The following is a 17,022-nucleotide window of genomic DNA, read 5'->3' as shown; positions in this document are numbered from 1 at the left end:
CGTTTCGCATCGAGGGGAAATCATGGAGCAGTTGCAAGCTTTTCTGACCCGGGCCGAAGCCATGCTGGCGCGCTTGGAGCCCTTGCTGCCGCCGGCGCGGCCGGAGCCGGACTGGAGCGCGAAGGCCTTCCGCTGGCAGCGCCAGGGCATGGCCGGCTGGCTGGAGGCCGTGGCGGAGCCGCACGCGCCGGAATTGGAGCGGCTGACCCATATCGACGCCCAGCGCGCGCAGCTGCTGCGCAACACCCGCCAGTTCGTCAAGGGGCGGCCGGCCAACAACGTGCTGCTCACCGGCGCGCGCGGCACAGGCAAATCCTCGCTGGTCAAGGCGCTGCTGCCGGAGTTCGCCGCCAAGGGCCTGCGTCTCATCGAAGTGGACAAGGCGCAACTGGGGGATTTGAACCGCATCGTCGAGCTGGTGGCTGGGCGCAAGGAGCGCTTCATCCTGTTTTGCGATGATTTGTCCTTCGAGCAGGGCGACGATGCCTACAAGGCGCTGAAGACTGCGCTGGACGGCGGCCTGGCGCGCCGCGTCGACAATGTGCTGGTGTACGCCACCTCCAACCGCCGCCATCTGATGCCGGAAAAGATGAGCGAAAACCGCGAAGGCTGGGTGCAGGACGGCGAAATCCATCCGGGGGAGGCGATTGAGGAGAAGGTGTCGTTGTCGGACCGCTTCGGTTTGTGGTTGTCCTTCTACCCGTTCGATCAGGACGCCTACCTGGCGGCGGCGACCGAATGGCTGGCGCATTTTGGCCTGAAGCTGGACGCTGAGGCGGAAAAGGCCGCGCTGCACTGGAGTCATCTGCGCGGCAGCCGCTCCGGCCGCGTCGCCTGGCAGTTCGCCTGCGATTGGGCCGGGCGCAGCGCCAAGGAGCGCAAGGCCTTGCTATGACTTCAAATAGCGCAGGCCCACGCTCTTGACCTGGCCGTTGGCGGCGGCGCGGATCACCATCTCCAGCCGGTCCAGCCGCAGCACGTCGCCGGCCACCAGCGGATAGCCGCAAGCGCGTTTGCAGTATTCTGCGATGCTGTCGGCGCGGTCGCGTTCGCTCAGCGTCAGGCCGTAGCTGTCGGCCAGATCGGCCAGACGCGCCAGCCCGGATACGGTGAAGTAGCCGTAATAAGGATCGTCTCCGGGTGGGTGAAAGGCCTCGCCGGCCGTCTCTAGCGCCGGGCCGGGGCCGATCAGGCAGGCCCAGTCGCCGGCGCGCAGCGTCTGGCTCGCCGCCGGCTCAAGCGCTTGTTCATCGCGATACAGCGCAGCCAGCCGCACGCCGCTGGGCAAGGCCAGTTCGCCGGCCAGTTGGCCTTCGGCCGGGCTATCGGCGCGCACCAGGCAGGAGGCTGCCTCGTAGCGGGCTTCCTGGCCGCTGACCACGGGCACCCGGTGTTCGACGTCCGGCCGCGCCGGCAGCTTCAGCTTCAATTTCTCCGCCAGCGGCGCGATGGTCCAGCCTTGGAACAGCAGCGACATCATCACCACGAAGAAGGCCACGTTGAAGAACAGTTGGCTATTGGGCAGGCCGGCCATCAGCGGAAAAATGGCCAGAATCACCGGCACCGCGCCGCGCAGGCCCACCCAGCTCATGAACAGCTTTTCCGCCTTGGGCACAGGAAAGGGCAGCATGCACAGCCACACCGCCAGCGGCCGCGCCACCAGCATCAGCACGATGGAGATCGCCAGCGCGTAGGGCGCCACCGGCAGTAGATTGGACGGCGTTACCAATAGCCCCAGCACCAGGAACATGGTTACCTGAGCCAGCCAGGCGTAGCCGTCGTGGATGTTCAATAGATTGGGCAGGTCCGCCACCCGGGCGTTGCCCACCACGATGCCGGCCAGATAGATGGCGAGGAAGCCGCTGCCGCCGGCCGCCGTGGTCAGGCTGAACAGCGCGCCGGCGGTGCCCAGACTGAACAGCGCCAGCATCGCGCCGCGCGGACCCAGCCGTTGGAACAGCCAAACCATGGCTTTGCCGCCGGCCCAGCCGGCCAGCGCGCCCAGGCCCATTTGCTTGACGAACAGCCACAGCATGGAAGCGACGCCGGCGTCTTGGCCCTGCTGGCCCAGCACCCCGATCAGCGCCGAGGTCAGGAACACCGCCATCGGGTCGTTGCTGCCGGATTCTATCTCCAGCGCGCTGCCGACGCGGCGGTTGATTTCCAGGCCGCGTCCGGACAGAAGCGCGAACACCGCGGCGGCGTCGGTGGAGCCGACGATGGCGCCGATCAGCAAGCCTTCCAGCCAGCTGAGGTTGAGCACCCAGGCGGCGAACAGGCCTGTCACGCCCGTGGTGATCAATACCCCCAGCGTGGCGAGCACCCCGGCCGGCTTCAGGCTGATCCGGAAGCTGTCCTGGCGCGTGCGCAGCCCGCCGTCGAACAGGATCACCACCAGGGAGATGGTGCCGATCACATAGCTGAGCTGGTAGTTGCCGAACGCGATTTTGCCGGGGCCGTCCTCGCCGGCCAACATGCCCAAGGCCAGGAAGACCAGGAGCAGCGGCGCGCCGAAGCGGGAAGCGATGGAGGACACCACCAGGCTGGCGAGGAATACCAGCGAGCCGGCCAGAATGAGTGAGTTTAAGGTGTCCAAGTGCATGCTCCTTCGGCGGGATGGGGGAGGTCGTGACGAAATCGATCAAACCCGTAGGCGGAGCGCGGATGGTCTGCCTTGTGTCGCTACGCGATGAAATGACAATCGGGATAAATATGCAGATTTCGCAGGTTTACAGTGCTAATGGTAACACTTTGAGACTTATCAGCCGCGCTTGAAACCGGCAATTGACTCATTTTTTGCGGCTTTACCGCTTATTATGATTTTTCTGGCTTGGCAATAATGCCGTATATATGACGTAATATTTATTTTTTGTTCAATGCAATGTATATTTGTTATGCATTTTTTGTTTGTATTTTAATGATAAATAAATATATTGAGGTGGGTATGACTGTTCGTAAAATTGCCTTGCTGGCTGTGGGCCTGAGCATCTCCTGGATGGCTTTTGCTGCCATGGCTCCTTGGTACAGATGAGAAAGCAAGTTCGACGGCCATCTGGTGTGCTCGCAATTCTCCTATGGTCCGGGTTGGGTTTTGTTCAATGACATTCCTTAGAACGTGTTTACGATCTCGCGAGCTAAGGCGAGACAAGGCGAAAACGGTTGAGAAAGCGGAGTGTACAGACGGTACATGAGCATTTCGAAACCATTTTCAACACCGTATCGCCGACGCGCAGCAGATCGTAAACACGTTCTTACAAAGACGCGGGCTGCCGCATTCAAGGCCGTCCGGGCTGATTAGACTCGCCGCTAGGCCTTGGCAGCGTTGCTCTTGGCGCGCGGTCCTGTTTGTTCAATACGGCGCCGCGTGTTGAGGCCGACGATTTCAGTCCAGAACTAAGAACCTGTTTACGATCTGCTGCGCGTCGGCGATACGGCGTTGAAACCGAGCTCAAAATGCTCATGTACCACGCGTACATTCCGCTTTTTCGCTCGTTTTCGCCTTGTCTCGCCTTAGCTCGCGAGATCGTAAACACGTTCTATGGACGTAATTTTAAGCACGGTGAATAACAAGGGCGCTGAGGCGCCCTTAATTATTGGATGTTGCGGGGAGGGGCGGACAGGTCTTGGAGCCGTCCTCTGCGCGAAGCGATACGGCGATCTTTATGCCAAGGGTATTGTGCTGTATATTTGTTTGGCATTTTGTGCGCATGGTGACAGTTGGGTCTGGGCCATGCTTTTCTTCACTTTGTTCTGAGGTACGCACGATGACTCGCAAAATCATTCTGGCCCTGGCGGCCTTGTCTTTTCCCTTGATGACTTTGGCCGCTCCCGCCCCTTGGTATCTGTGGCAGAGCAAGATCGACGGCAAGCTTGCCTGCTCGCAATTCTCTTTGGGGCCGGGCTGGACGCAGTTCAGCTCCCAGCCCTATAAGGATGCGGGTTGCACCAAGCCGGGCCGCCCGGGTTGAGACAAGCTTGAATCCATTAAGGGCGCCGCGGCGCCCTTATTGCTGGGTGGCGCTTGGGGTAGAATGCGCTGCCGGCCGCCGAGAGCCGGAACGATACTCACCAGGCAAGACCAAGCGATGAGCGACAGCAAGATCATAGAGGTAGTGGCCGGCGCGCTGATGCGGCCGGACGGCAGTTTCATGCTGGGCAGCCGGCCGGAGGGCAAACCCTACGCCGGTTATTGGGAGTTTCCCGGCGGCAAGGTGGAGCCGGGCGAGAGCGGCGAGCAGGCGCTGACGCGAGAGCTGTATGAGGAAATGGGCATTGAGATGGAGGCCGCGACGCCGTGGCTGACCAAGGTCCACCATTATGAACATGCTTCGGTGCGGCTGCGTTTCTTCCGGGTCTGGTCCTGGCGCGGCGAGCCGCAGTCGCGGGAAGGCCAGCGCTTCGCCTGGCAGACGCCGGGCGCATGCACGGTGCAACCCATGCTGCCGGCCAACGGGCCCATTCTCAAATCGCTGGAATTGCCGGCGGCTTATGCGATCAGCTGCGCGCACGAGATCGGCGTCGACGCCCAATTGCGGCGGCTGGAGCAGGGGCCAGCCTGGAGCATGGTGCAGATCCGCGAGCCGGGGATGCCGCGCGCGGATCTGGCCGATTTTGTCGCCAGGGCGGCGGTTATCGTTCATGGCCGCGGCGGCAAGCTGCTGGTCAACGCGGATCCGGCCTGGGCGGCGAAATGGCCGGTGGACGGCGTGCATCTGAACGCCGCGCGGCTGGCCTCGCTGACGGAGCGCCCGGCGTTCGCCTGGGTAGGGGCGTCGGCGCATGATGCGGCGCAAGTGGCGCGGATCGGAGAGCTGGGCCTGGACTACGCCTTGCTCGGCCATGTGGCGGCTACCTCCAGTCATCCCGGCGCGGCGCCCTTGGGCTGGGACGGTTTCCGGCAGTGCCTGGCCGCCGGCGCGCCCGCGCCGGTTTACGCGCTGGGCGGCATGAGTCTGGACGATCTGGATGCCGCCCGCCGTCAGGGCGCGCACGGCGTCGCCTTGATGCGGGGAGCTTGGCGATGAACGCCAAGCAGCGTAAATGGCTGGCTCTGGGCGGCGCCTTGTTGCTGTTGGCCAGCCTCAAGTTCAGCTTGATCTACCGCTGGTACGGCGAGCGGCAAGCGGTCAAGCCGTCGCCGTTGGCCTGCGTTGCCGGCCAGCCATCCTGTGATCTGCCCGGCGGCGGTGTCTGGCGTTTCGCGTCGCCGCCGCAAAATGGCAAGCCGTTCGAGATTCGCTTGGAAGGCGTCGCGGCGCGGGAAGCGCCGCAGGTGGAGTTTAATATGGCCGACATGGATATGGGCTTCAATCGCTACACCTTTGTGCGTGACGGCGCGGATTGGAAGGCCGTGGTCACCCTGCCGCTGTGCGTCAGCGGCAGCCGCGACTGGCTGGCCGCCTTGAGTCTGGACGGCAAGCGCTATCTGCTGCCGTTTTCCACGCGCTGAACAGCGGGGTGGCGCGTCGCCTCATCTTTTCTTGCGCTTGATGTACAGCGTCTTGAATACCCTCGCCACCAACTCGCCCTGCTGATCCAGAACATCCACCTGTAATTTAGGCAGGTATTTGTCTCCGGCGGCGGTGTGCAGTCTGATCTCCTCCATCATGGCGGGCTCCAGCCGGAAATGCGCGCGCACCGTGCCGCGGCCCGGTTTGACGTAGTCTATGCTGCCGCTTTTGTCCCACACATAGTAGTCCCGTCCCAACTGGCGCATCAGCATCAGCATGAAGAAGGGGTCGGTCATCGCGTACAGGCTGCCGCCGAAATGGGTGCCGACGTAGTTGCGATTGCTGAAGCCCAGCTTCAGCCGCACTTCGATATCGCTGAAGTCTGCGGCCAGCCGCTTGACGCGGATGCCGGCTCCCAAGAAGGGCGGCCACAAATTGAGCAAAAGTCTGAACAGCCAGGCGGGTGGTTTCATTGCATTAAAACAGTCGTTTGAATTCGATCATCGTCAATAAAAAAACCGGCCTTGTCAATCGCGCCGGTTTTTCTTTGTCGAGGACGGGTTTATTTGACTACGCCGCAGACCATGCGCGCGCCGCCGCCGCCCAGCGGCTGGGGATGATCGCTGTGATTGTCGCCGCCGACATGCACCATCAGCGCGTGTCCGGAGAAGTCCGCCGCTTTCAAGCGCGGCGCCAGCACGGGATAGTTCGCCTTGCCGTCGGCGCCCACGTACAGCGCGGGCAGGTCGCCCTTGTGGCCTTGGCCGTATGGGCCGGCGTGGGCGCCGGTTTTGTCCGGATCCCAGTGGCCGCCGGCCGCGCCGGCCGGCGTGGCCGCGCCGTTGACGCCGACGGACGGCGCGCAGGAAGGTTTCTCATGCACGTGGAAACCGTGCAGGCCCGGCGGCAGTTTTTCAAGATTGGGCGTCAGCAGCGCGCCGTAGGGTGTGTCCTCGATGACGATGCTGCCGGCCGGGCCGGCATTGCCCTTGGCGTCGACGAAGGACAATTCCACGCTTTGGGCCAGGGCCAGAGCGGGCAGACAGCACAGTATGGCGGATAGGGTGCGTAACATGGGGCGGTTCTCCGTGTAGGGCGGGGGAGTGATCAAGACTCCGATTGTGCCATTTCGCTTCCTGCTTGGAGCCTGGCTGTTAGAACCTGTTTACGATCTGCTGCGCGTTGTGGAACGTGACAGGGTGAGTGCCCTTTCGAACTGCTCAGATGCCACGAGTACATTCCGCTTCTCCAACCGCAACGCCTTGTCTCGCTCTTGCTTGCGAGACTTTGAACAGGTTCTTAGGATGGGGCGAACGTGGATCAGGAGGCCAGCCGGTCGCTTGGCGCCAGGCTCTCGTTCTGCGCCTCGGTGTTCGGCGAGCAACGGTGGCAGTCGGTCACGGCCGGAGCCGGAGCCGGAGCAGGCCGCGGCCAGCTCATGCGCTGCAGCGTGCCATCCTTCAGCGCGACATGGTGCCAGACGGCGGCGGCGATGTGGACTGCGAGCAGGGCGTAGCAAGCCCAAGCCAGCCAGTCGTGCAGCCGCACCGTCGCGACGACCAGGGCCGGATCGGCCGCGACCAGACGCGGAAACTCGAAGCCCAGCAGCGGCATCGGGATCGCCAGGCCCTTGGCGTTGACGATGACCCAACCCAGCAGGCAGGAGGCCAGGATCAAGGCGTAGATCGCCAGATGGGCGGCGTGGGCGCAAGCGCGTTGCGCGCGGCCGCTGCCGGCCAGCGGAGGCAGAGCGGAGCCGGCCAGCCGGGTGGCGGCGCGAAGCAGAGTCACGAAGAGGAGGGCCATGCCGCAGCCGATGTGCACGATCATCACGCTGCGCATCTCGATGGAAGCGTGCTTGACCAAGACGTGGCGCAGCCCGCCGGCCAGCGCCAGGCAGGCCATCAAGAGCACGCTTAGCCAGTGAAACAGGATTTGCAGACGCGGGTAGCCATGGCTGGCCGCGGCGGGGGTGGAAAGGGGGGAAGGGGACATGCGTTTCTCCAAGGCGCGGCCGCATCAGGCAGAACCCGCGACGGCGCTCGATAAAAAACGCAATTCAAACGCCGCCGGCTGTGAGGGCGCCATCATTCTGAAACCATTCTCAATCCGTACGTCCGCGCGCTGCGCGGTTCCTTCCCATATCAGCCGCGCCCGATTTTAGATTCCTTTCAGAAATATTGAGAACGGCGGAAGCCTCATGTGAGCATGCGCTGGCAACGGGTGGGACCGTCGCCGTTCCCGGCGCGGATCTTTCTTTATCTTCAAGCGCACGCCCCTGGCGCGGCCTTCTTTTGGACAAGCGATCTTATGACGACGATGAACGCTGGACGGCGCTTTGCCGGTCAAGGCGGCTTCACGCTGCTGGAGTTACTGGTGGTGCTGCTGATCATCGCCCTGTTGGCCGGCTATGTCGGACCCAAGCTGTTTTCCCAAGTGGACAAGGCCAAGGTCAAGGCCACCCAGGCGCAAATGAAAACTCTGGGCGACGCCTTGGCGCAATACCGGCTGGACGTTGGCGGCTATCCCAGCGCGGAACAGGGCCTGGAGGCGTTGGTGAAAGCGCCGCCGGGCGTGGCCGGCTGGCATGGCCCCTACTTGGCCAAGGACTTGCCGATGGACGCCTGGGGCCGGCCGTATCAATGGCGGGTGCCTGGCCGCGAGGCCGAGGCCGAGATCGTTTCCCTGGGCGAAGCCGGGCGGACGGGGGGCGACGGTGAACTGGCCCATGCGCTGTAAGGGACTGCTGCCGCTGCTGGCCGCGTGCGCCGCGCTGTCCGACGGCGTGCAGGCGTCGGCCAATTGCTGGCGCGAAGCCGGCGCGCGCCACCAGGTGGACCCGCTGCTGCTGTACTCGATCGCCAAGGTGGAGTCCGCGTTGAATCCCCTCGCGGTCAATCACAACAAGGACGGCAGCCACGATATCGGCCTGATGCAGATCAATAGCATTCATCTGCCGGCGCTGGCCAAGCGCGGCATCAGCCGCCAGCGGCTGCTGGACGAGCCCTGCCTGAGCGTACAGGTGGGCGCGTCCATTCTGGCGGACTTCATCGCGCGCTACGGCTACACCTGGCGCGCGGTGGGCGCCTACAACGCCGGCGGCGCGGCGACCCGCGAAGGCGCGCGCAAGCGTTACGTGGACAAGGTGTGGCGGCAGTATCTGCAATTGCGCGCGGAACGCGAGGCGAGGCGCTGAGATGGGGGCCTATCGGATCAGCGTGTTGCGGCAGGGCGAGGTGAAGACGCATCGGGTGCGGGCGGACAGCGAAGCCGCCGCGCTGGCCCAATTGAGTGTGGACGACGGCCTGGTGCTGGAGGCTGCTCGCGAGGCCGGCGGCCGGCGAGCCGAGCGCGCGCTCAAGGGCGCAGCGTTGGGCCTGCTGTTGCAAGAACTGTCGGCGCTGCTGGAAGCCGGCCTGGTTTTGATCGAAGCGCTGCAAGCGCTGCGCGATCAGGCCGGCGGCGACAAAGCCTTGCAGAGCGTGCTGGACCGGCTATTGCAAGCCCTGTACCAGGGGCAGCCGCTGTCGCGGGCGATGGAGGACCAGCCGGAGGTGTTTCCGGCCCTGCTGGCGGCCACCGTGGCCGCGTCCGAAGGCAGCGGCCAACTGCCGGCGGCCTTGAAGCGCTACCAGTATTACGAACTGCGCATCGTGGCCATCCGCAAGCGGGTGACCGGCGCGCTGGTCTACCCGGCGCTGGTGCTCTCCGTCGGCTTCGGCATCCTGCTGTTCATGCTGTTTTTCGTGATCCCCCGGTTCGCCGCGGTGTTCGAATCGCTGCGCGAGCTGCCGGCCACCGCCGCCGCCATGCTGTGGTGGGCGCGCCTGGTGCAGGCCCACGGCGGCTTGCTGGGCGCGGGCCTGGCCGCGGGGCTGGCGGCGCTGTGCTTGCTGCTGCGCGCGCAGCGCACTCAGCGCTTTTTGCTGAGCCTGCTGTGGACGCTGCCCCGGCTGCGCGATGTCGCGCGCCTGTTTGTGTTGGCTCGGTTTTACCGCACCGCCGGCTTGTTGATCGCCGGCGGCACTCCGGCCTTGCAGGCCTTTGAATTGTCCGGACGGCTGCTGCCGGCCGCGTATGGTCAGCGCCTGGACCGCGCGCTGGAAGAACTGCGCGCCGGCCGGCCGGTGGCGGACACCCTGGCGCGCCACGAGCTGACCACGGCGGTGGCGGAGCGGCTGCTGAGGGTTGGCGAACAGAGCGGCGACCTGGGCGGCATGTGCGAGCGCATCGCCCAGTTTCACGACGGCGCGCTGGACCAAGCGATAGAAGTGTTCAGCAAAGTGTTCGAACCGATTTTGATGTTGGCGGTGGGCGGTTTGGTCGGCCTGATCGTCGCCCTGCTGTATATGCCGATTTTCGAATTGGCCGGCGGGATGGGGTGAGGAGGATTGATGCAAGCAATGATGGACCCAACGTCGCCGGCCGGCTGGCAATGGCGGCGCGAAAGCGGAGAACAAGACCTGCCTATGGCCGAGCTGCTGAGCAGACAGCTGCAGCGCGAGCCGGCCAGCCTGCCGCTGGCGGCGCGGCTGCTGGGCCTGACCGCGCTGAGCGAGGCTCAGGTAGGAGAGGCGGCGGCGCGCTTCGATCTGCTGCCCCTGGCGGAGGCCTTGTCCTGCCGGGCGGCGCCGCTGGAGTGGCGGGGCGGGCTGTATCTGGTGATGGCCGAGCCGTTGCGGCTGGACCTGCGCCTGCGCTTGCAAAACCGGCTGCTGGGCGGCGAGCAGCGTTTCGCCATCTGTTTGCCGGGCGTGGTCGACGCCTGGTTGAAGCAAGCGGAGGCCCGCGAGCGGGTCATGGACGGCGCCGAGGTGGACTTGGCCGAGGACAGCCTGGCCAAAGCGGTGGAGTCGATCTCGCTGACCAGCCTGGCCAAGGATGAAAGTCCGGTGATCCGCCTGGTCAACATGACCCTGTACGACGCCTTGCAAAGCCGCGCCAGCGACATCCATCTGGAATCGCGCGACGACGGGCTGCAAATCCGCTACCGCATCGACGGCGTGATGCAGGCCATTCGCCAGGTGCCGGGCCTGTTGGTGGCCAGCCAGACCATGTCGCGGCTGAAAGTGCTGTCCAGCCTGGACATCGCGGAAAAGCGCGTGCCGCAGGACGGCCGCTTCAAGGTGGCGTTGCAAGGCCGCGAGGTGGATTTCCGCGTCTCTATCATGCCGGGCGCCCACGGAGAAAACGCCGTATTGCGCCTGCTGGACAAATCCCAACGCGGCGACAGTCTGAGCCTGGACAGCTTGGGATTCCACGGTGAAACCGCGCGCCGCGTGCGCGCGCTGGCGCAACTGCCCTATGGCCTGACCTTGATCACCGGACCCACCGGCAGCGGCAAATCCACCACCCTGTACGGCGCGCTGGCGGAGATCAACACCGGCGAGGAAAAAATCATCACCATCGAAGATCCGGTGGAATACGAAATGGCCGGCATTCTGCAAATCCCGGTCAACGAGAAAAAAGGCCTGACCTTCGCCCGAGGCCTGCGCTCCATCCTGCGTCACGATCCGGACACTATTCTGGTGGGCGAAATCCGCGACGCCGAAACCGCCGCCATCGCGGTGCAATCGGCGCTGACCGGCCACCGCGTGCTGTCCTCGGTACACGCCAACGACGCCTTTAGCGTGATAGACCGCTTCCTCTATATGGGCGTGGAAGCGGCCACCTTTCTGGAAGCGCTGAACGGCGTGGTGTCGCAGCGCCTGGTCCGCCGGCTTTGCGTCGCCTGCGCCGGCGCGGGCTGCGACCACTGTCGCGGCGGCGGCTTCCACGGCCGCATTGCGCTGGCGGAAGTGCTGCGCCTGGATAGCCGGATGAAAGAAGCGCTGCTGGAGCGCTCGCCGCAGAAGCGCCAACAGGCGCTGGCGCAATGTGCCGACTATCAATCGCTGCGCGACGCCGCCCGCGAGGCGGTGGCGCGCGGACTCACCACCTATCAGGAGGTCAGCCGTGCCGTGGCCATGGAATGACAGAATCGTATTGATCGACGCCGAACTGGCCACCCTGCTGCCGCCAGGCGACATCCCGGGCCAGCCGTGGCGCTGTCGTCATCACGGCAAGCCGGCCGAGGCGCTGGCCATGTTGCTGGGCGGCGTCAAGCGTCGACGGCTGGCTTGGCGCAACCGCGTGCAAGTGCTATTGGGTTATCCGTGGGCGCACAGCCAGCTCTTGCCGTGGCAGGACGGTCTGTCCGGACAGCGCGGCCAGTGGCGGGCCTATGCGCAGGGGCTGCTGCGCGAACGCGGCGTAGCTGGGGAGCTGGACATTCGTCTGGCGCCGGCGGCTTACGGCGCGACGCGGCTGGCCTTCGCCGCCCAGCTTCCGTTAGTGGCCGACTTGCGCGCCGCCGCGCGGGAGGCCGGCTGGCGGCTGGCCGGCTGCCGCGACTTGCTGTCCTCCTGCCTGCAACATCATCCGCGCGCGCCGGCGTCGGGCGGGCTGGTGTTGGCCGAAGCCGGCGCCGTCACCTGCTTGTGGCGGGGCGAGCGCGGCTGGGAAGAACTGCTCACCCTGGCGTTGGCGCCGGGACAGCGCGCGGCCGAAGGCGTGGCGGCGGCGGAGGCCTTGTGCGGCCGTGAGCCCGGCGGCGACTACGACTGGTGTGCGACCCAAGGCCCGACGCAACAGCCGCTGGCGGCGCGAGCGCGCTGGCTGGGTTTTCCCCACCCTCTGCTTGCGAGCCAGTCATGCGCCGCTTGAAGGCCCGCGGCCTGGACTTTAGTCGTCCCGAGGCGAGCGCGCCGCTGGCCGGCGTGGCCGCCGTCGTCTTGCTGACGCTGCTGGCGGCGCTGGGCTGGCGGCAATGGGAGTTGGAGCTGCTGGCTGAGGACACCGCTGCCTGGGAACAGCGGCAGGAGCAGCAGCGTTTTTTGCGAGAGCGCGAACAGCGCCGCGACCAAGCCGCCTCGCCGGAAGCGCGCAAGGTGCAGGCCTTGCTGCAGGCCCAAGGCGACGATCAAACCCGGCTGCGCCCGGCGCTGCTGCGGGCGATAGAACAAGCTTGGTCGCCGCAGCTGGGTATTTTGTCGTTGCATCTTGAAGGCGCGGGCAAACAAGTCCGGCTGGAGCTGGCCGCTGCGGAGCTGCGGGAAGTGTTCCATTTCGTCGAACGGTTGACTCTGCCGTCCGGACAGGGCCAGGCGCAACTGCTGCGGCACGGGCTCAAGCCCGGCGATCCGAACCAGACGGTCCTGGCCACGGTGCAGGTGGTCTTGCGATGAGGGCCTGGATGCAAAGCGCCGGACGTTGGCTGGCGGCCTTCAAACGCGGCGCCCGGCCCGTCGGCGGCGGACGGCAGTGGCGCGCCAGGCTGCGTTGGCAACGGCAAACGCTGGCTTGCCGGCTGGGACGAGGCGGCCGGCTGTCGCTGGCGGCCTCCGGCCTGCTGCTGGCTTACGGCGCGCTGGTGCAAGAGGCGCAAGATACGGATTTGCAACAGCGTCGTCAGCAATTGAGCGCTCCGTTGCGCGCGCAGCAGGCGACGACGGCGGGGCGCGAGCGGCAATGGCAGGCCCAACTGCGACTGGCGCTCGCGCCGCGCAAGCTGGCCTTGCTTGAGCAACTGCGCCAATCCGGCCTGAGCGTGTCCGAGGCCAGTTATCGGGAGGAGACGGAGGCCGGCGGCGCTCTGCGGCGCGTCTCGGTGGAGCTGAGCGCCAGCGGGCGCTATCCGGATTTGATGGCGGCCTTGGGAGAACTGACCGCGCAGCCGCTGTTGAGGCTGGAGGCGATGACGTTGGAACGGCCGCAAACCGATACCGAGGCGTTGAGCATGCGCCTGCGCTTCAGCCTGCTGGGGGCCGGGCAATGAGGCGGCGCGTCCATTGGCTGAGTGCTCTCGCTATGGCTTGCGCGGCGCCGGCCCTGGCGCAAGAGCCGCAGGCCGAAGGCGTCAACCTATTTCCGATTCAGAGCTGGACGTCGTTGCGCGAGGAGGCCAAGCCCGTCGTCCCCCCGCCGGACGCCGCGCCGGAACTGGCCGCGTCCTTGCCGTCGGCTCCGCCTGAAGCCGCGCCGGCGCCGTTCAGCGTCGTCGGCGAATGGCGGCAGGACGGCCAGCGCGTGCTGGTGCTGGAGGGCCAAGGACGCAGTTTCCTGCTGTGTTCCGGCTGCCGCATGCCCAAGGCGTTGCAGCCGGGCGCCAGGCTGGCGGAACAATACACATTCAAGGCCTTGGAGGCGGAGCGCGCGCTGCTGCTCGACGCCGCGGGGCGAGAGCATTCGATTCCGCTGCACCCATTGGCTAACTGAGGCGTCGCTGTCACCGCGACGACGCCGTTTTCACCAGGCACTAGGCATCATGAAACATTGCAAACCCACATTGCTGGCCCTCGCCCTCGGTTTGACGCTGGGCGGATGCGCGCTGCCCGGGCCGGTAAAGAAAATCTTCAACCCGGCCGCCCCGCCCGGCGCGGAAGAACAATTGCGCGCCGCCGAAACCGCCCTGCGGCGAAAGCCCGACGATGTGGAGCGCCGCAAAAACGTCGTGGCCAAGAGCGCGGCGTTGGCGGAGGAGGCCTTGCGAACGGCCAAGGCCAAGATGGACGCCGGCGACGACGCGGCCGCGCTGACGGAGGTGAGCCGCCTGCTGGCGTCGTCGCCGGAGCATATGCGCGCCCAGCAACTGCAGCGACAGCTGGAACGCCGGCTGCGGCTGAAGCTGGAGTTGGACGCCGCCGCCGAGATCGGCGTTCAGCGTCCGCGCGAGGCGCTGGAACGGCTGGGTCGTATTCTGCAGGAGCAACCGGACTACCGGCGGGCGCAAGCGCTGCGCGACGAATTACAAAACCGCGAGACCGGCCGTCGCGACGCGCGTCCCAGCCTGGCCGAGGCGCTGCGCCAACCGGTGACCTTGAACTTCAAGGTGCAGCCTATCTCCGGCATTTTCGATGCCATTTCCCAGTTGGCGGGCATTGATTTCGTGTTCGATCCGGAAGTCCCCATCGCCGCCCCCGCCAGCATCGTTGCCAGTCAGACCACGGCGGAAGACGCTATTAATCTACTGTTGCGCACCCATCAGCTGGAAAAGAAAGTGCTCAGCGAACACAGCATGCTGATTTATCCGGCGCGCTCGGAAAAAGCCAAGGAATACCAGGAACTGCTGACTCGCGCCTTCTACCTGAGCCAGGCCAACGCCAGCCAAGTGCTGGCCGCGCTGCGTCAGATCAGTTCGCCCAAGAACGTCCACCTGGATGAACGCACCAATGCGGTGATCGTGCGGGATACGCCGGAAGTGATGGCGGTGATCGAACGATTGGTGGCCAGCCTGGACATTGCTCAGTCCGAAGTGACCATGGATGTGCAAGTGCTGGAAGTGAACACCAACGACGTGCTCGACGTCGGCGTCGACTATCCGGCGGAACTGCGTTTTTCGGTACTGCCCAAGGAGGGCTCGGACAAGGTGACGGTGGGAGACCTGCTGGGCCTGAACCGCGACGGCATCGGCGTCGGGGGCAGCAACGGCGGCGATCTGGGCGTGGCGATCAAGCTGCTGCAAAGGAAGGGCAAGACCAAGGTGCTGGCCAACCCCAAGATCCGCGTGCGCAATATGGAAAAGGCCAGCATCAAGATAGGCGAGAAAGTGCCGGTGGTCACCACCACCAACGCCAACGGCGTGGTGACGGAGTCGGTCAACTATCAGGATGTCGGCCTGATCTTGCAAGTGGAGCCGCGGATCAGCCTCAGCAATGAAGTCAGCGTCAAGGTGAATATGGAAGTCAGCAACCTCAAGGGCGAAGTCAAGACCGCCGGCGGCGGCACGGTCTATCCGATGAGCACCCGCAACGCCGAAACGGTGATGACCGCGCGAGACGGCGAAACCCAGGTACTGGCCGGCCTGATCAAACAGCAGCACGACCGCGGCAGCAGCGGCCTGCCCGGCCTCAGCGCCCTGGGTTGGCTGGGCAGCTTGTTCGGCAGCCAGAAGCGGAGTGCCGAAAACACCGAGCTCATTCTGTTGCTGACTCCGCGCATTGAGCGGGCGCTGGACCTGCCTGCCGCCTCCAGCAGCTATTTCCATTCCGGCACCGAGGACCGGCTGACGCTGGAGCGTCTGACCACCGAAGCGCCCCGACCGCCCGTTCCCGTCAATGCCGTCGCGCCAGCGCTGGACAGCCCGCTGGCCGCGCCCTGAGGTGCTTATGTCGCGTCAAACCGGTTTCACTCTGATTGAGATGCTGGCCGCGCTCACTCTGATGGCGTTGTTGCTGGGAGCCAGCCTGCCGCTGAGCGAACTGAGCAGACGGCGCGCGCAGGAGGCGGAGCTTAGATACAGCTTGCGGCAGATCCGCAACGCCATCGACGCCTACCGCCAAGCGGTGACGGACAAGAAGATAGAGGTTTCGCCGGATCGCAGCGGCTACCCGCCCAGCCTCGCCAGCCTGGTCGAAGGGGTGATCGACAAGAGCGACCCCAACGGCGGCAAGCTCTACTTCCTGCGGCGGCTGCCGGCGGACCCGATGTGCGAAGGCTGCGCGGGCACGGACCCGGCGGCCAGCTGGGAGACGCGCAGCTATGGTAGCTCGGCGGAGGCGTTCTCCTCCGGCGGCGACGTATACGACATCCGTTCCAAGAGCCTTAGAAAGGGCATCAATGGCCTACCCTACCAACAATGGTAAGCCGGCCCGCGGCTTCACCCTGATTGAATTGCTGGTGGTGATGAGCATCATCGGCGCGCTGATGGCCCTGGTTGGCCCCAGCTATTTCAAGCATAACGATCGCGCCCGCGAAACCGTGCTGCGCCACAATCTGGCGGCATTGCGCCAGGCGATAGACGATTACCGCGCCGACCACGGCGCCAACCCGGCCGCCTTGCAGGACCTGGTGGCCGGCCGCTATCTGCGCGAGTTGCCGCTCGATCCCGTTGCCGGCCGGCGCGACGGCTGGCAAGCCAAGCCGGCGGAGGAGGGCGGCGTTGGCGACGTGGCCAGCGGGGCGCCTGGCGTCGGCCTGGACGGCAGCAGCTATGGCAACTGGTAAGCAGCGCGGGCTGGCCTACTTGGGCGTGTTGGCGCTGTCGCTGGCCATGGGTGTCGCCCTCAGCGCGGCGGCAGGGGCCTGGAGCCGGCAACTGCAACGCGACAAGGAAGAAGAACTGCTGCACATCGGCTTGCAATTGCAGCGAGCCATCGCCGCCTATTATCGTTCCGGCCCCGCGCCGGCCTATCCCAAGACCTTGGAAGCTCTGCTCAAGGACGAGCGCGTGCCCTTCACCCGCCGCCACCTGCGCCGGCTCTATGCCGATCCGCTAACGGGCAAGCCGGAATGGGGACTGATCAAGGGCGAGGACGGCGGCATCGTGGGCGTGCACAGCCTGTTGGACGAACGGCCGTTGAAACAACAGGGCTTCGCCGTGGAACTGGGCGATTTCGCCGGCAAGGACAGTTATCGGCAATGGGTGTTTCTGGCTACGTCCATGCAGTGAAGTCCTGCGGAGGAATTAAATGTAGAAGTTCAGACCTGATCTGACAGTCTCCCGTTTTGACGGCACCCGACTGTCAGATCAATTCAAGTTGTCTACCTTCTCCCTCCATTCCCGTTTGCCATCAATAAAGGTTTGTACGGGCGT

The 17,022-nt window shown here is 65.2% G+C and carries 21 protein-coding genes; 17 read left to right on the top strand and 4 right to left on the bottom strand.

Annotation, left to right across the window (positions count from 1 at the left end; all coding sequences use genetic code 11):
- Positions 1 to 22 precede the first annotated feature (22 nt).
- Positions 23 to 895 (top strand): ATP-binding protein, encoded by an 873-nt coding sequence (locus HA052_RS24065; RefSeq protein ID WP_166453950.1) that lies wholly within the window; start codon positions 23 to 25, stop codon positions 893 to 895.
- Here the strand turns inward: HA052_RS24065 and HA052_RS24060 are convergent.
- Positions 890 to 2,596, bottom strand: a complete 1,707-nt coding sequence (locus tag HA052_RS24060) for a potassium/proton antiporter (protein WP_166453949.1) — start codon at positions 2,594 to 2,596, stop codon at positions 890 to 892. The two genes, HA052_RS24065 and HA052_RS24060, sit on opposite strands and share 6 nt — an antisense overlap.
- A 1,168-nt stretch (positions 2,597 to 3,764) precedes the next feature.
- Between HA052_RS24060 and HA052_RS24055 the strand changes: the two genes are divergently transcribed.
- The 3 genes from HA052_RS24055 (at position 3,765) to HA052_RS24045 (ending at position 5,449) form a co-directional block, all read left to right on the top strand.
- Positions 3,765 to 3,968, top strand: coding sequence for a hypothetical protein (locus tag HA052_RS24055; protein ID WP_019100082.1), 204 nt, complete (start codon positions 3,765 to 3,767; stop codon positions 3,966 to 3,968).
- Positions 3,969 to 4,085: 117 nt separating this feature from the next.
- On the top strand, positions 4,086 to 5,024 hold the full coding sequence (locus HA052_RS24050) for a Nudix family hydrolase (protein WP_166453948.1): 939 nt from the start codon (positions 4,086 to 4,088) through the stop codon (positions 5,022 to 5,024).
- The gene (locus HA052_RS24045; protein ID WP_166453947.1) at positions 5,021 to 5,449 is read left to right on the top strand and encodes a hypothetical protein; all 429 of its coding nucleotides are present in this window, start codon (positions 5,021 to 5,023) and stop codon (positions 5,447 to 5,449) included. The genes HA052_RS24050 and HA052_RS24045 overlap by 4 nt, the downstream gene beginning before the upstream one ends.
- Positions 5,450 to 5,470: 21 nt before the next feature.
- On the opposite strand, the gene HA052_RS24040 is transcribed toward HA052_RS24045, so the two are convergent.
- The 3 genes from HA052_RS24040 to HA052_RS24030 form a co-directional block, all read right to left on the bottom strand.
- Complete coding sequence (locus HA052_RS24040; protein ID WP_166453946.1) at positions 5,471 to 5,923, bottom strand: DUF4442 domain-containing protein; 453 nt, start codon at positions 5,921 to 5,923, stop codon at positions 5,471 to 5,473.
- Between the two features lie 89 nt (positions 5,924 to 6,012).
- On the bottom strand, positions 6,013 to 6,525 hold the full coding sequence (gene sodC / locus HA052_RS24035; RefSeq protein ID WP_166453945.1) for a superoxide dismutase family protein: 513 nt from the start codon (positions 6,523 to 6,525) through the stop codon (positions 6,013 to 6,015).
- Between the two features lie 245 nt (positions 6,526 to 6,770).
- A complete protein-coding gene (locus HA052_RS24030; protein ID WP_166453944.1) occupies positions 6,771 to 7,445 on the bottom strand; it encodes a cytochrome b in 675 nt (224 codons plus the stop codon).
- Between HA052_RS24030 and HA052_RS24025 the strand changes: the two genes are divergently transcribed.
- From HA052_RS24025 to HA052_RS23965, 13 genes are all read left to right on the top strand, one after another.
- On the top strand, positions 7,444 to 7,614 hold the full coding sequence (locus tag HA052_RS24025; protein ID WP_166453943.1) for a hypothetical protein: 171 nt from the start codon (positions 7,444 to 7,446) through the stop codon (positions 7,612 to 7,614). The two genes, HA052_RS24030 and HA052_RS24025, sit on opposite strands and share 2 nt — an antisense overlap.
- A gap of 146 nt (positions 7,615 to 7,760) precedes the next feature.
- Positions 7,761 to 8,189 (top strand): type II secretion system major pseudopilin GspG, encoded by a 429-nt coding sequence (gene gspG / locus HA052_RS24020; RefSeq protein WP_166453942.1) that lies wholly within the window; start codon positions 7,761 to 7,763, stop codon positions 8,187 to 8,189.
- Positions 8,179 to 8,646 (top strand): transglycosylase SLT domain-containing protein, encoded by a 468-nt coding sequence (locus HA052_RS24015; RefSeq protein ID WP_166453941.1) that lies wholly within the window; start codon positions 8,179 to 8,181, stop codon positions 8,644 to 8,646. Before gspG ends, HA052_RS24015 begins: the two co-directional genes overlap by 11 nt.
- A 1-nt stretch (position 8,647) precedes the next feature.
- Positions 8,648 to 9,835: a type II secretion system F family protein gene (locus HA052_RS24010; protein WP_166453940.1), complete on the top strand. Its 1,188-nt coding sequence runs from the start codon at positions 8,648 to 8,650 to the stop codon at positions 9,833 to 9,835.
- Between the two features lie 9 nt (positions 9,836 to 9,844).
- The gene (locus HA052_RS24005) at positions 9,845 to 11,425 is read left to right on the top strand and encodes a GspE/PulE family protein (protein WP_206119034.1); all 1,581 of its coding nucleotides are present in this window, start codon (positions 9,845 to 9,847) and stop codon (positions 11,423 to 11,425) included.
- On the top strand, positions 11,406 to 12,155 hold the full coding sequence (locus HA052_RS24000) for a hypothetical protein (protein ID WP_141111371.1): 750 nt from the start codon (positions 11,406 to 11,408) through the stop codon (positions 12,153 to 12,155). The genes HA052_RS24005 and HA052_RS24000 overlap by 20 nt, the downstream gene beginning before the upstream one ends.
- Complete coding sequence (locus HA052_RS23995; protein WP_166453939.1) at positions 12,143 to 12,676, top strand: hypothetical protein; 534 nt, start codon at positions 12,143 to 12,145, stop codon at positions 12,674 to 12,676. Before HA052_RS24000 ends, HA052_RS23995 begins: the two co-directional genes overlap by 13 nt.
- Positions 12,673 to 13,266: a GspMb/PilO family protein gene (locus HA052_RS23990; RefSeq protein ID WP_166453938.1), complete on the top strand. Its 594-nt coding sequence runs from the start codon at positions 12,673 to 12,675 to the stop codon at positions 13,264 to 13,266. Before HA052_RS23995 ends, HA052_RS23990 begins: the two co-directional genes overlap by 4 nt.
- 32 nt (positions 13,267 to 13,298) lie before the next feature.
- The gene (locus tag HA052_RS23985; RefSeq protein ID WP_166453937.1) at positions 13,299 to 13,706 is read left to right on the top strand and encodes a hypothetical protein; all 408 of its coding nucleotides are present in this window, start codon (positions 13,299 to 13,301) and stop codon (positions 13,704 to 13,706) included.
- Positions 13,707 to 13,755: 49 nt separating this feature from the next.
- On the top strand, positions 13,756 to 15,588 hold the full coding sequence (locus HA052_RS23980; protein ID WP_166453936.1) for a secretin GspD/PilQ domain-containing protein: 1,833 nt from the start codon (positions 13,756 to 13,758) through the stop codon (positions 15,586 to 15,588).
- 7 nt (positions 15,589 to 15,595) lie between these two features.
- Complete coding sequence (locus HA052_RS23975; RefSeq protein WP_166453935.1) at positions 15,596 to 16,072, top strand: type II secretion system protein; 477 nt, start codon at positions 15,596 to 15,598, stop codon at positions 16,070 to 16,072.
- Complete coding sequence (locus tag HA052_RS23970; RefSeq protein ID WP_166453934.1) at positions 16,047 to 16,433, top strand: type II secretion system protein; 387 nt, start codon at positions 16,047 to 16,049, stop codon at positions 16,431 to 16,433. Before HA052_RS23975 ends, HA052_RS23970 begins: the two co-directional genes overlap by 26 nt.
- Positions 16,420 to 16,878 carry a type II secretion system protein gene (locus tag HA052_RS23965; RefSeq protein WP_166453933.1) on the top strand — a complete coding sequence of 153 codons (459 nt, stop codon included), beginning with the start codon at positions 16,420 to 16,422 and terminating at the stop codon, positions 16,876 to 16,878. Before HA052_RS23970 ends, HA052_RS23965 begins: the two co-directional genes overlap by 14 nt.
- Positions 16,879 to 17,022: the final 144 nt, after the last annotated feature.

Source organism: Chromobacterium fluminis (genome assembly GCF_011602385.1).
Taxonomy (GTDB): Bacteria; Pseudomonadota; Gammaproteobacteria; order Burkholderiales; family Chromobacteriaceae; genus Chromobacterium; species Chromobacterium fluminis.
This window is presented reverse-complemented; position numbering and strand designations above follow the sequence as displayed.

Excerpts from the sequence above, each read along its gene's own strand:
- HA052_RS23975 (WP_166453935.1), top strand. The coding sequence starts at position 15,596 with ATGTCGCGTCAAACCGGTTTCACTCTGATTGAGATGCTGGCCGCGCTC.
- HA052_RS24040 (WP_166453946.1), bottom strand. The coding sequence starts at position 5,923 with ATGAAACCACCCGCCTGGCTGTTCAGACTTTTGCTCAATTTGTGGCCG.
- HA052_RS24065 (WP_166453950.1), top strand. The coding sequence starts at position 23 with ATGGAGCAGTTGCAAGCTTTTCTGACCCGGGCCGAAGCCATGCTGGCG.
- HA052_RS24015 (WP_166453941.1), top strand. The coding sequence starts at position 8,179 with ATGCGCTGTAAGGGACTGCTGCCGCTGCTGGCCGCGTGCGCCGCGCTG.
- HA052_RS24045 (WP_166453947.1), top strand. The coding sequence starts at position 5,021 with ATGAACGCCAAGCAGCGTAAATGGCTGGCTCTGGGCGGCGCCTTGTTG.
- HA052_RS24055 (WP_019100082.1), top strand. The coding sequence starts at position 3,765 with ATGACTCGCAAAATCATTCTGGCCCTGGCGGCCTTGTCTTTTCCCTTG.
- gspG (WP_166453942.1), top strand. The coding sequence starts at position 7,761 with ATGACGACGATGAACGCTGGACGGCGCTTTGCCGGTCAAGGCGGCTTC.
- HA052_RS23970 (WP_166453934.1), top strand. The coding sequence starts at position 16,047 with ATGGCCTACCCTACCAACAATGGTAAGCCGGCCCGCGGCTTCACCCTG.
- sodC (WP_166453945.1), bottom strand. The coding sequence starts at position 6,525 with ATGTTACGCACCCTATCCGCCATACTGTGCTGTCTGCCCGCTCTGGCC.
- HA052_RS23965 (WP_166453933.1), top strand. The coding sequence starts at position 16,420 with ATGGCAACTGGTAAGCAGCGCGGGCTGGCCTACTTGGGCGTGTTGGCG.
- HA052_RS24025 (WP_166453943.1), top strand. The coding sequence starts at position 7,444 with ATGCGTTTCTCCAAGGCGCGGCCGCATCAGGCAGAACCCGCGACGGCG.
- HA052_RS24010 (WP_166453940.1), top strand. The coding sequence starts at position 8,648 with ATGGGGGCCTATCGGATCAGCGTGTTGCGGCAGGGCGAGGTGAAGACG.
- HA052_RS24030 (WP_166453944.1), bottom strand. The coding sequence starts at position 7,445 with ATGTCCCCTTCCCCCCTTTCCACCCCCGCCGCGGCCAGCCATGGCTAC.
- HA052_RS24050 (WP_166453948.1), top strand. The coding sequence starts at position 4,086 with ATGAGCGACAGCAAGATCATAGAGGTAGTGGCCGGCGCGCTGATGCGG.
- HA052_RS23985 (WP_166453937.1), top strand. The coding sequence starts at position 13,299 with ATGGCTTGCGCGGCGCCGGCCCTGGCGCAAGAGCCGCAGGCCGAAGGC.
- HA052_RS24005 (WP_206119034.1), top strand. The coding sequence starts at position 9,845 with ATGCAAGCAATGATGGACCCAACGTCGCCGGCCGGCTGGCAATGGCGG.
- HA052_RS23995 (WP_166453939.1), top strand. The coding sequence starts at position 12,143 with ATGCGCCGCTTGAAGGCCCGCGGCCTGGACTTTAGTCGTCCCGAGGCG.
- HA052_RS23980 (WP_166453936.1), top strand. The coding sequence starts at position 13,756 with ATGAAACATTGCAAACCCACATTGCTGGCCCTCGCCCTCGGTTTGACG.
- HA052_RS23990 (WP_166453938.1), top strand. The coding sequence starts at position 12,673 with ATGAGGGCCTGGATGCAAAGCGCCGGACGTTGGCTGGCGGCCTTCAAA.